Annotated in this window: 10 protein-coding genes; 9 read left to right on the plus strand and 1 reads right to left on the minus strand. The window is 63.3% G+C overall.

Features of this window, described 5'->3' with window-relative positions; translation table 11 throughout:
* Nucleotides 1-54 precede the first annotated feature (54 nt).
* Nucleotides 55-1,617, minus strand: coding sequence for an AAA family ATPase (locus PRtIB026_RS06805; protein ID WP_203648063.1), 1,563 nt, complete (start codon nt 1,615-1,617; stop codon nt 55-57).
* A gap of 116 nt (nt 1,618-1,733) precedes the next feature.
* Between PRtIB026_RS06805 and mrcB the strand changes: the two genes are divergently transcribed.
* From mrcB to msrQ, 9 genes are all read left to right on the plus strand, one after another.
* Entirely contained in the window at nt 1,734-4,055 is a 2,322-nt protein-coding gene (mrcB, locus tag PRtIB026_RS06810; protein WP_203648062.1) for a penicillin-binding protein 1B, read from the plus strand.
* A 26-nt stretch (nt 4,056-4,081) separates the two neighbouring features.
* A complete protein-coding gene (locus tag PRtIB026_RS06815; protein ID WP_203648061.1) occupies nt 4,082-4,861 on the plus strand; it encodes a tetratricopeptide repeat protein in 780 nt (259 codons plus the stop codon).
* On the plus strand, nt 4,858-5,190 hold the full coding sequence (locus PRtIB026_RS06820; protein WP_203648060.1) for a YqcC family protein: 333 nt from the start codon (nt 4,858-4,860) through the stop codon (nt 5,188-5,190). The genes PRtIB026_RS06815 and PRtIB026_RS06820 overlap by 4 nt, the downstream gene beginning before the upstream one ends.
* Nucleotides 5,191-5,597: 407 nt before the next feature.
* Nucleotides 5,598-7,322, plus strand: coding sequence for an acetolactate synthase 3 large subunit (locus PRtIB026_RS06825; protein WP_203648059.1), 1,725 nt, complete (start codon nt 5,598-5,600; stop codon nt 7,320-7,322).
* Nucleotide 7,323: 1 nt separating this feature from the next.
* Nucleotides 7,324-7,815, plus strand: coding sequence for an acetolactate synthase small subunit (ilvN, locus tag PRtIB026_RS06830; RefSeq protein ID WP_003250040.1), 492 nt, complete (start codon nt 7,324-7,326; stop codon nt 7,813-7,815).
* 53 nt (nt 7,816-7,868) lie between these two features.
* Nucleotides 7,869-8,885, plus strand: a complete 1,017-nt coding sequence (gene ilvC / locus PRtIB026_RS06835) for a ketol-acid reductoisomerase (RefSeq protein WP_027917653.1) — start codon at nt 7,869-7,871, stop codon at nt 8,883-8,885.
* Between the two features lie 151 nt (nt 8,886-9,036).
* Complete coding sequence (gene pssA, locus PRtIB026_RS06840) at nt 9,037-9,888, plus strand: CDP-diacylglycerol--serine O-phosphatidyltransferase (RefSeq protein WP_028691215.1); 852 nt, start codon at nt 9,037-9,039, stop codon at nt 9,886-9,888.
* A gap of 77 nt (nt 9,889-9,965) precedes the next feature.
* Nucleotides 9,966-10,979: a protein-methionine-sulfoxide reductase catalytic subunit MsrP gene (gene msrP / locus PRtIB026_RS06845; protein WP_203648058.1), complete on the plus strand. Its 1,014-nt coding sequence runs from the start codon at nt 9,966-9,968 to the stop codon at nt 10,977-10,979.
* Entirely contained in the window at nt 10,979-11,587 is a 609-nt protein-coding gene (gene msrQ, locus PRtIB026_RS06850) for a protein-methionine-sulfoxide reductase heme-binding subunit MsrQ (protein ID WP_232857780.1), read from the plus strand. Before msrP ends, msrQ begins: the two co-directional genes overlap by 1 nt.
* The last annotated feature ends 158 nt before the right edge of the window (nt 11,588-11,745 follow it).

Consider the following 11,745-nt stretch of genomic DNA (forward strand, 5'->3'; position numbering starts at 1 on the left):
TGGAGGGGCGCCGGACTTCAGGCGTGAACTGTCGACTGCTTCACGCCTTGCGGCTCAAAGGCCGGGCAGGCGTTGGCGGATCTGCTCGATCAGTTGGTCCATGCTGGCGCTTTCCTGGGTGTTCACGCGCTTGCTGTGCTGCTGCTCCTCGGCATCCAGCGGGTCGCGGCTGGCTTGCTGCGCCTGGATCACTTCCAGGGTGGCGTCCGAAGGGTCGATGGCTTCGGCCTGGCGCTGGGCCAGCCAGCTGGCGATCACCGCGTCGGGCGCCTGGCAGTCGAGAATCAGGAATGGCGCGCCGGTCTTGTTGGCCACGTCCGCCGCCGCCTTGCGCTGCTGCTGCTTGAGGTAGGTGGCGTCGAGCACCACCGGGAAGCCGGCGCGCAGGATGATCGCCGCCAGCTCATGCAGGCGCTTGTAGGTGGCAACGCTGGCCTCCTTGTCGTAGATGCCTGCCTCGAGCTGGCCGGCGTTGTCTGCCGATTGCTTTCCAAACAGGCGCTTGCGCTCGACATCCGAACGCACCCGGATTGCGCCCAGCGCTTCGACCAGGCGCATGGCCACGTGGCTCTTGCCCACCGCCGAAACGCCCTCGGTAATGGCCAGCAGGCGCGAGGGAATGGCGCTGTAGCTTTCGGCCAGGTTGGCGTAGTTGCGGTAGGTGCGCAGGGTGGTGGCGCGCTGCACACCGTCGGCGTCGGGCGACAGGCTGAACAGCGCGACCTTGGCCCGCACCAGGGCGCGGTAGGCCTTGTAGAAGTTCAGCAGCTCCAGACCTTCGTAGTCACCGGTCAGCTCCAGGTACTGGCTGATGAAGCGTCGCGACAGGCACTTCAGGCCGCGGTCCTCGAGGTCCATGGCCAGGAAGCCGACGTCGGCGTAGACGTCGGTCAGGCGGAACGGCTCGTTGAACTCGATGCAGTCGAAGATCACCACCTTGCCGTCGATCAGGGTGGCGTTGCCCAGGTGGATGTCGCCGTGGCACTCACGGATGAAACCATCGGTCTTGCGCGCCTCGAGCAGACCATGCAGGCGCTTGAAGCTGTCCTGGGCCCAGGCCTGCAGGTTGTCCAGTTGCTGCAGGTCGGCCTTGTCGGTCAGGAACGGGCGGATCTGCTCGAAGTTCTGCTCCACCGGCGCCATGACCGCGTCCGGGGTGCCCAACGGATGGTCGACTGGCACTTTCGGCGCCTGCAGGTGGAACTCGGCGATCTGCCGGGCCATCTGGTCGATGTGACCGGCGTTCAGCTCGCCGTTGGCCTGCAGGGTGCTGAGCATCTGGTCCTGGGGGAACTGGCGCATCTTCAGCGCGTACTCGATCGCCGGGCCTTCGCCGCCGATCTGCGGGGCCTCGACGCTGCCGGTGATCGGCAGCACTTCCAGGTACAGGCCTTCGGTCAGGCGCTGGTTCAGCCGCAGCTCTTCGTTACAAAAATGCCCGCGCTGGTCAAGGCCGGTGAAGTCGAGGAAGCCGAAGTTCATCGGCTTCTTGATCTTGTAGGCGTACTCGCCGGTGAGCAGAACCCAGGAGATATGCGTCTCGATGAGCTGGAAGCCCGCGACAGGGTGCGGATAGAGGGCGGGGTTCTGCAGCGCGCTGATCAGGGCTTGGCTCACGGATCATCCTTCAGGGGTCAGGGAATTCGAATCGGACATTATGGTCAATGGTGCCGTCCCTGCAAACCGCCGTAGGCGTCTGCCCCCCTTTTCCAAAGTGCGTATAATCCGCCGCCATGACACGTACCCGAAATTCCCGCACCTCTAAAAAACGCCCGACCGGCCGCGCCCGCGCCTGGCTGGGCTGGGCACTCAAGCTCAGCCTGGTCGGCCTGGTGGTGATCGCCGGCTTCGCGGTTTACCTCGATGCGACCGTCCAGGAGAAGTTCTCCGGCAAGCGCTGGACCATCCCGGCCAAGGTGTATGCCCGGCCGCTGGAGCTGTTCGTCGGCCAGAAGCTGAGCAAGAACGACTTCCTCACCGAACTCGATGCCCTGGGCTATCGCCGGGAAGGCGTGGCCAATGGCCCGGGCGCCGCGTCGGTCAATGGCAACAACGTCGACCTCAACACCCGTGGTTTCCAGTTCTACGAGGGCATGGAGCCGGCGCAGTTCGTGCGCGTGCGCTTCTCCGGCGACTATGTCGCGGGCCTCAGCGGCGCCAATGGCGGCAAGCTCGACGTGGTGCGCCTCGAGCCGTTGATGATCGGCGGCATCTACCCGAAGAACCTCGAAGACCGCATCCTGATCAAGATCGACCAGGTGCCGCCGTACCTGGTGGAAACCCTGATCGCCACCGAAGACCGCGACTTCTACAGCCATTTCGGCGTGTCGCCCAAGTCCATTGCCCGGGCCGTCTGGGTCAACACCTCTTCGGGCGCCATGCGCCAGGGCGGCAGTACCCTGACCCAGCAGTTGGTGAAGAACTTCTTCCTCACCAACGAGCGCAGTCTCAGTCGCAAGCTGACCGAAGCGATGATGTCGGTGCTGCTGGAAGTGCACTATGACAAGCGTGAAATCCTCGAGGCCTATCTGAACGAAGTGTTCATCGGCCAGGACGGCCAGCGCGCGGTGCACGGCTTCGGCCTTGCCAGCCAGTTCTTCTTCAGCCAGCCGCTGCAGGAACTCAAGCTGCACCAGATCGCCTTGCTGGTGGGCATGGTCAAGGGCCCGTCCTACTACAACCCACGCCGTCACCCCGAGCGCGCCCTGCAACGGCGCAACCTGGTGCTCGACCTGCTCGCCGAGCAGGGCGTGGCCACCCAGGAGGTGGTCGATGCAGCGAAGAAGATGCCGCTGGGCGTGACCAAGCGCGGCAGCCTGGCCGACAGCTCGTTCCCGGCCTTCCTCGACCTGGTCAAGCGCCAGCTGCGCCAGGATTACCGCGACGAAGACCTGACCGAAGAAGGCCTGCGCATCTTCACCAGTTTCGACCCGATCCTGCAGATGAAGGCCGAGACCGCCATGAGCGAGACCTTCAAGCGCCTGGCCGGGCGCAAGGGCGCCGACGAAGTGGAGTCGGCGATGGTCGTCACCAACCCCGAAACCGGTGAGGTGCAGGCGCTGATCGGCAGCCGCCAGTCGGGCTTCGCCGGCTTCAACCGCGCCATCGATGCGGTGCGGCCGATCGGCTCGCTGGTCAAACCGGCGGTCTACCTGACCGCGCTGGAGCAACCGAGCAAGTTCACCCTGACCAGCTGGGTGCAGGACGAGCCGTTCTCGGTCAAGGGCGCCGATGGCCAGGTGTGGCGTCCGCAGAACTACGATCGCCGCCCGCACGGCACCATCTACCTGTACCAGGGCCTGGCCAACTCCTACAACCTGTCGACCGCCAAGCTCGGCCTGGAAGTGGGCGTGCCCAACGTGATCAAGACCATCGGTCGGCTTGGCGTGCAGGTCGACTGGCCGGCGTTCCCGTCGATGCTGCTGGGCGCCGGCGGCATGTCGCCGATGCAGGTGGCGACCATGTACCAGACCATCGCCAACGGCGGCTTCAACACGCCGATGCGCGGTATCCGCAGCGTGCTCACCGCCGAAGGCGAGCCGCTCAAGCGCTACCCGTTCCAGATCCAGCAGACCTTCGACCCGGGCTCGATCTACCTGGTGCAGAACGCCATGCAGCGGGTAATGCGCGAAGGCACTGGTCGTTCGGTGTACAGCGTGCTGCCAAGTTCGTTGACCCTGGCGGGCAAGACCGGCACCAGCAACGACTCGCGCGACAGCTGGTTCTCCGGCTTCAGCCAGGACCTGCTGGCGGTGGTCTGGCTGGGCCGCGACGACAACGGCAAGACGCCGTTCACCGGTGCCACCGGCGCGCTGCAGGTGTGGACCAGCTTCATGAAGAAGGCCGACCCGCTGCCGCTGGACATGCCGCAGCCGGACAACGTGGTGCAGGCCTGGATCGATCCTTACAGCGGCCAGGGTTCCGACGGCAGCTGTCCGGGAGCGGTGCAGATGCCGTATATTCGTGGCAGTGAACCACCCGCTGGCGCCACCTGTGGTGGCGAGCAGAACCCGGCCGAAGAGGTGATGGACTGGGTCAAGGGCTGGATGAATTGAGCGCGAGCTTCTGAAGAGGGTGTGAAGTGAACAAGTGGTGGATTCCTGCCGTGGCGGCAGTGACCGTGCTGCACGGCTGTGCCAGCGTCCCGCGTGGCAACATTCCGGTGGTCGATTCGAGCACCCGGGTCTCCAACAGCGAGCGCGTCTCGGCCAACCGCACGTCGGCCTATCCGACCAGCGGCGGCAGCAGCCAGGCCCGGTCGTTGCCGGAAGACTCCGGCGTCACCGTGATGATCCCGCAAGGGACCGGCGGCGCGCCGATCCAGTCGTTCCCGGCAGGTACCGGCTCGGCACCGATCAGCACCGGGCCGATCACCCCGGGTCCGGTCAGCAGCGGCCCGATCAGCACCAACCCCAACCCGATCGCCGACGAGCCCTTCGACATCGCCTCGATGAGCAATCCGGCACCGGTCACCAGCGCGCCCACCGGGATTCCGCGGGGCAACGTCTCCGGCGGCGGCCTGTCCGCCGACGAACAGCTCGACGGCCCGGTGCTGGCGCTGCTGACCACCGCCCAGCAGCAGCAGGGCAGTGGCGACTTCAACGGCGCCGCGTCGAGCCTGGAGCGTGCCCAGCGCATCGCCCCGCGTGAGCCGCAGGTGCTGTTCCGCCTGGCCCAGGTGCGCCTGTCGCAGGGCGACGCCGCGCAGTCCGAGCAACTGGCGCGGCGCGCCCTGACCTACGCCAATGGTCGCCCCGACCTGCAGGCGCAGCTGTGGAACACCATCGCCCAGGCTCGCGAGAAGCAGGGTGACAGTGCCGGCGCGGCCCTGGCGCGGCAGAAGGCGCGGGTCAACCTGTGATGGAACAGCGCATACTCGATATCGCCGACCATCTGCTGCTGATCGAGCGCGAGCTCAAGGTCCAGGGCTGGTGGAGTGATGCCGCACCCAGCGCCGAGGCGCTGGCCAGCGTGGTGCCGTTCGCCGTCGACAGCATGGCCTTCGAACAGTGGCTGCAGTGGATCTTCCTGCCGCGGATGACGCTCATTCTCGAACACGGCCACCCGCTGCCCAATGCCTCGGGCATCCTGGTGATGGCCGAGACGGTGTTTGTCGACCGTCCGGAACAAAGCCGCGAGCTACGGCGCCTGTTGGCAGAATTCGACCAATTGATCAGCCCCTCCGCCTGATTTCTTCTCTTTTTCCATCAAGGGCCGCAGATTGTGGCCCTTTTTTATGGAAATCTTCTTAAATCTGCTGCTGAGCACCTTTTTAGTGGTTGCAGCAATTCATCTTGCGGAAAAATTGGCAATAATTTTTCTTGACTTGTGCGCGCCGAATCACAAGAATCCAGATTCCGCTGTAGAGGGACTGCCAGAAGCAGACCCGCTAAGCAGATCATGAGGCGCACACCCGCGCCGACTTGTAACACCCCGCAACGCGTTACCTCGCGCTGGGTGGGAAGGCCCGCAACACACCAGGGCACTCCCAATACTTGCTCAGTCAGTGCTGACGTTCGCTCATGCTCTGCTTGGCAGTAAACCTATTAAGACCCGCTCAGTGAGGGCGGTATTCTGGCGTTTTAGAGGTGAACAACGTGGAGCTTTTATCTGGCGCTGAGATGGTCGTCCGCTTCTTGCGTGACGAAGGCGTTAAGCACATCTACGGGTACCCTGGTGGTGCTCTCCTTCATGTTTACGATGCCCTGTTCAAGGAACCGGAAGTCCAGCACATCCTGGTCCGCCACGAGCAGGCTGCCACCCATATGGCGGACGGTTACGCCCGTGCCACCGGCAAGGCCGGCGTGGTACTGGTGACTTCCGGCCCGGGCGCGACCAATGCCATCACCGGCATTGCCACCGCCTACATGGATTCCATTCCGATGGTCATCCTGTCTGGCCAGGTGCCCAGCACCATGGTCGGCACCGACGCGTTCCAGGAAACCGACATGATCGGTATCTCCCGGCCGATCGTGAAGCACAGCTTCATGATCAAGCACGCTTCGGAAATCCCCGAAGTCCTGAAAAAAGCCTTCTATCTTGCGCAGTCCGGCCGTCCCGGCCCGGTAGTGGTCGACATTCCAAAAGATATGACCAACCCGGCCGAGAAGTTCGAGTACATCTACCCGAAAAAGGTCAAGCTGCGTTCGTATAGCCCGGCTGTTCGTGGTCACTCCGGGCAGATCCGCAAGGCGGCCGAGATGCTCCTGGCGGCCAAGCGCCCGATCGTCTACTCCGGCGGTGGCGTGATCCTCGGCGGCGGCTCCGAAGCCCTCACCGAAATCGCCAGGACGCTGAACCTGCCGGTCACCAACACCCTGATGGGCCTCGGAGGCTTCCCGGGCACCGATCGCCAGTTCCTCGGCATGCTCGGCATGCACGGCAGCTACACCGCCAACATGGCCATGCACCACGCCGACGTGATCTTCGCCGTCGGTGCGCGTTTCGACGACCGCGTGGTCAACGGCCCGGCCAAGTTCTGCCCGAACGCCAAGATCATTCACATCGACATCGACCCAGCGTCGATCTCCAAGATGATCAAGGCCGACGTGCCGATCGTCGGCCCGGTCGAGAGCGTGTTGAGCGAGATGCTCACCATCCTCAAGGAAATCGGCGAGCAGCCTGACAAGGCGGCGCTGGATGCCTGGTGGAAGCAGATCGACGAATGGCGCGGCGACGGTGCGCTGTTCCCCTACGACAAGGGCGACGGCAACCTCATCAAACCGCAACAGGTGATCGAGACCCTGTGCGAAGTGACCAACGGCGATGCCTTCGTCACCTCCGACGTGGGCCAGCACCAGATGTTCGCGGCGCAGTACTACCGCTTCAACAAACCCAACCGCTGGATCAACTCCGGTGGCCTGGGCACCATGGGCTTCGGTTTCCCGGCGGCCATGGGCGTCAAGCTCAACTTCCCCGACCAGGACGTGGCCTGCGTTACCGGTGAAGGCAGCATCCAGATGAACATCCAGGAGCTGTCCACCTGCATGCAGTACGGCCTGCCGGTGAAGATCGTCAACCTGAACAACGGTGTGCTGGGCATGGTCCGCCAATGGCAGGACATGGCCTACAACGGTCGCCACTCGCACTCCTACGTCGAGTCGCTGCCGGACTTCGTCAAGCTGGCCGAGGCCTATGGCCATGTGGGCATCCGCATCACCAGCCTGAAAGACCTCAAGCCGAAGCTGGAAGAGGCTTTCGCGATGAAGGACCGCCTGGTGTTCATCGACATCGCGGTCGACCGGACCGAGCACGTCTATCCGATGCAGATCAAGGACGGCTCGATGCGTGACATGTGGCTGAGCAAGACGGAGCGTACCTGATATGCGGCACATCATCTCTTTGCTGCTGGAAAACGAACCCGGTGCCTTGTCTCGCGTGGTCGGCCTGTTCTCCCAGCGCAACTACAACATTGAAAGCCTGACCGTGGCACCGACCGAAGACCCGACCCTGTCGCGTCTGACGCTGACCACTGTTGGCCATGACGAGGTGATCGAGCAGATCACCAAGAACCTGAACAAGCTGGTCGAAGTGGTCAAGCTTGTCGACCTGTCGGAAAGCGCCCACATCGAGCGCGAACTGATGCTGGTCAAGGTCAAGGCCACTGGTGCCCAGCGCGCCGAAATCAAGCGCACCACGGATATCTTCCGTGGCCAGATCGTCGACGTGACCGCCAGCGTGTACACCGTGCAACTGAGCGGCACCAGCGACAAGCTGGACAGCTTCATCCAGGCCATCGGCACCGCATCGATTCTCGAAACCGTGCGCAGTGGCGTCACCGGCATTGCCCGTGGCGACAAAGTGCTCAGCATCTAACTTCAAAAACTAGCGATGGCTCCGCTGGGGCCGAGATATAACAGGGGTATTTCATGAAAGTTTTCTACGATAAAGACTGCGACCTTTCCATCATCCAGGGCAAGAAAGTCGCCATCATCGGTTACGGTTCGCAAGGTCACGCCCAGGCGTGCAACCTGAAGGACTCCGGTGTGGACGTTACCGTCGGTCTGCGTAAAGGTTCGGCTACCGTTGCCAAGGCAGAAGCCCACGGCCTGAAAGTGGCTGACGTGGCTACCGCCGTCGCCGCTGCCGACCTGGTCATGATCCTCACCCCGGACGAATTCCAGGGCCAGCTGTACAAGAACGAGATCGAGCCGAACATCAAGAAGGGCGCCACCCTGGCCTTCTCCCACGGCTTCTCGATCCACTACAACCAGGTCGTTCCGCGTGCCGACCTCGACGTGATCATGATCGCGCCGAAGGCTCCGGGCCACACCGTGCGCTCCGAGTTCGTCAAGGGCGGTGGTATCCCTGACCTGATCGCCATCTACCAGGACGCCTCGGGCAACGCCAAGAACGTCGCCCTGTCCTACGCCGCTGGCGTCGGTGGCGGCCGTACCGGCATCATCGAAACCACCTTCAAGGACGAGACCGAAACCGACCTGTTCGGTGAGCAGGCCGTTCTGTGCGGCGGTACCGTCGAGCTGGTCAAGGCCGGTTTCGAAACCCTGGTCGAAGCGGGCTACGCCCCGGAAATGGCCTACTTCGAGTGCCTGCACGAGTTGAAGCTGATCGTCGACCTCATGTACGAAGGCGGTATCGCCAACATGAACTACTCGATCTCCAACAACGCCGAGTACGGTGAGTACGTCACCGGCCCTGAAGTCATCAACGAAGAATCCCGCAAGGCCATGCGCAATGCCCTCAAGCGCATCCAGGACGGCGAGTACGCGAAGATGTTCATCAGCGAAGGCGCCACCAACTATCCTTCGATGACCGCCAAGCGCCGCAACAACGCCGCCCACGGCATCGAAATCATCGGCGAGCAACTGCGTTCGATGATGCCGTGGATCTCGGCCAACAAGATCGTCGACAAGACCAAGAACTGAGTCTTGCGTCGATAAATGAAAAACGCGGCTTCGGCCGCGTTTTTTCGTTTGCGCGGTCAGCTTCTGGTATAAAGCGACCAGTGGCTCGCTGTTAGAACGGTTTTGCCGAGCCCATGTCGAACATATTCCACCCTGTTGCAAGGTACTTTTCATGAGCGAACGTCCCGAAGAGCCGAACAAGCCCTCCGACGCCGAAAGCCTGCTACCTGTCGATGAGCACGTTGAAGAAGGTCACGACGCCGAAGGGCGCAAGGTGCGTCACCGCGGTATCTATCTGCTGCCCAACCTGTTCACCACCGCGAACCTGTTCGCCGGCTTCTATTCCATCATCAGCTCGATGAGCGCGCAGAGCGCCCTGAGCGCGGGTGATCCACGGGAGGCGAGCAAGTATTTCGCCTTCGCCGCCATCGCGATCTTCGTCGCCATGGTCCTCGACGGCCTCGATGGTCGCGTGGCCCGCATGACCAATACGCAAAGCGCCTTCGGTGCCGAGTACGACTCGCTGTCGGACATGGTCGCCTTCGGCGTGGCGCCGGCGTTGCTGGCGTTCGGCTGGGCCCTGGGCGACATGGGCAAGGTCGGCTGGATGGTCGCCTTCATCTATGTGGCTGGCGCTGCGCTGCGCCTGGCACGCTTCAATACCCAGGTCGGCACCGCCGACAAGCGTTACTTCATCGGCCTGGCCAGCCCGGCGGCGGCCGGCGTGGTGGCCGGTACCGTCTGGGCGTTCAGCGACTACGGCATCCAGGGCTCCAAGCTGTCGTTCCTGGTGGCGCTGCTGGTGGCAGCCGCGGGCATGCTGATGGTCAGCAACATCAAGTACAACAGCTTCAAGGAACTCGACCTCAAGGGCCGCGTGCCCTTTGTCGCGATCCTGGCCGTGGTGCTGGTGTTCGCCGTGGTGTTCAGCGACCCGCCGCGCATCCTGCTGCTGATCTTCCTCGCCTATGCCGCGTCGGGGCCGATCCAGTTCCTGTTGCGGGCGCGCCGTCGTAAATCCTGACAAGGATTTAATCGCGGAATAACCTGCCGGCTCCATAGTCTTACGTGTACATCAGTTACCCGTACTGTGGAGCCGCCATGCTCATCAAGCTTCCCCGATCCAGCGACTGCAAGTCGTCCGAGATCACCCCCGAAGATTTCTACCTCTCCCGTCGCACGCTGCTGGGCGCCAGCCTTGCAGGTGCAGCCCTGGGTGCTTTGCCCCGGTTGGGCGCCGCGGCGGAGGTTTCCCGCTATGCCGATGTCGAGGCGGGCAGCGCGCCGGGCTGGTTCACCGATAAGCTCGGCGCCACGCGCTGGCAGGCGGTTACCGTCAGCGGTGAGGCGATCACGCCGTTCAAGGACGCCACCCACTACAACAACTTCTACGAGTTCGGGCCCGACAAGGGCGATCCGGCGGCCAATGCCGGCAGCCTGAAGACCGAGCCCTGGAGCCTGGTGGTGGATGGCGAGGTGGCCAAGCCCGGGCGCTATGCGCTGGAGGACTTCGTCAAGCCTTACCAGCTTGAGGAGCGGATCTACCGCCTGCGCTGCGTGGAGGCCTGGTCGATGGTGATTCCCTGGTTGGGCTTCCCCTTGGCTCAGGTGCTCAAGCAGGTCGAGCCAACCTCGAAAGCGCGCTATATCCGTTTCGAAACCCTGGAAGACCCCAAGAGCATGCCCGGCCAGCGGTCCGGTTTCGCCCTGATCGACTGGCCCTATGTCGAGGGTCTGCGCCTGGATGAGGCGATGAACCCGCTGGCGATTCTGGCGGTGGGCATGTATGGCCGTGAGCTGCCCAACCAGAATGGCGCGCCGCTGCGCCTGGTGGTGCCATGGAAGTACGGATTCAAGAGCATCAAGTCGATCGTGCGCATCAGCCTGGTGGCGGAGCAGCCGCAGACCACCTGGCAGGGGCTGGCGCCGGACGAGTACGGCTTCTATGCCAACGTCAACCCGACGGTCGACCACCCACGCTGGACCCAGGCCCGGGAGCGTCGCCTGCCCAGCGGGCTGTTCAGTCCCAATGTGCGCGATACGCTGATGTTTAACGGCTACGCCGATGAAGTGGCGTCGCTGTATACCGGCCTCGACCTGCGGAAGAACTACTGATGCGTTATCCCTGGCTGCGCCTGGCGATCTTCGTGAGCGGCTGCCTGTTCCCCGTATGGTGGTTGTACGAGGCGGCCATGGGGCTGCTCGGGCCGGATCCGGGCAAGATCATGGTGGACCGTCTTGGCCTGGGGGCGCTGGTCTTCCTGTTGATCACCCTGAGCATGACGCCGCTGCAGCGGCTGACGGGGTGGTCGGGATGGATCGTGGTGCGGCGTCAGCTGGGGTTGTGGTGCTTTGCTTATATAGTGCTGCACATGACGGCGTACATGGTGTTCATCCTGGGGCTGGATTGGGGGCAGTTCGGGGTGGAGTTGCGCAAGCGGCCCTACATCATTGTCGGCGCCTTGGGTTTTCTTGGCCTGCTGGCGCTGGCGGTCACTTCCAACCGGTATAGCCAGCGGCGTCTTGGCGCGCGGTGGAAGAAGCTGCACCGGCTGGTCTATGTGATTCTCGGGTTGGGGCTGTTGCACTTCCTGTGGATCGTGCGCTCGGACCTGAAGGAGTGGGCGGTGTATGCCGCTGTTGGGGTTTTCCTTCTGGTGCTGCGCATTCCCCCGGTGTGGCGGCGTGTTCCACGATTGGTCGGGCGGGGGAGGGCGGTTTGAGGGTCGGTTGGGAATGGGGTTGGTGTTGTTAGGTGCCTGTCTTGGGATTGTGTTGTGTGTGCGAGGTGTTCGCCTTGGGGTTGCGTTGTGTTCCAGAGGTGTTCGCCGTGGGTTCTCTGGCGCCTATGAGATCGAGCGCCGCCCGCGCGGCGCATCGC

Origin of the sequence: Pseudomonas sp. RtIB026, from assembly GCF_016861355.2 — a bacterium.
GTDB classification, from domain to species: domain Bacteria; phylum Pseudomonadota; class Gammaproteobacteria; order Pseudomonadales; family Pseudomonadaceae; genus Aquipseudomonas; species Aquipseudomonas peradeniyensis.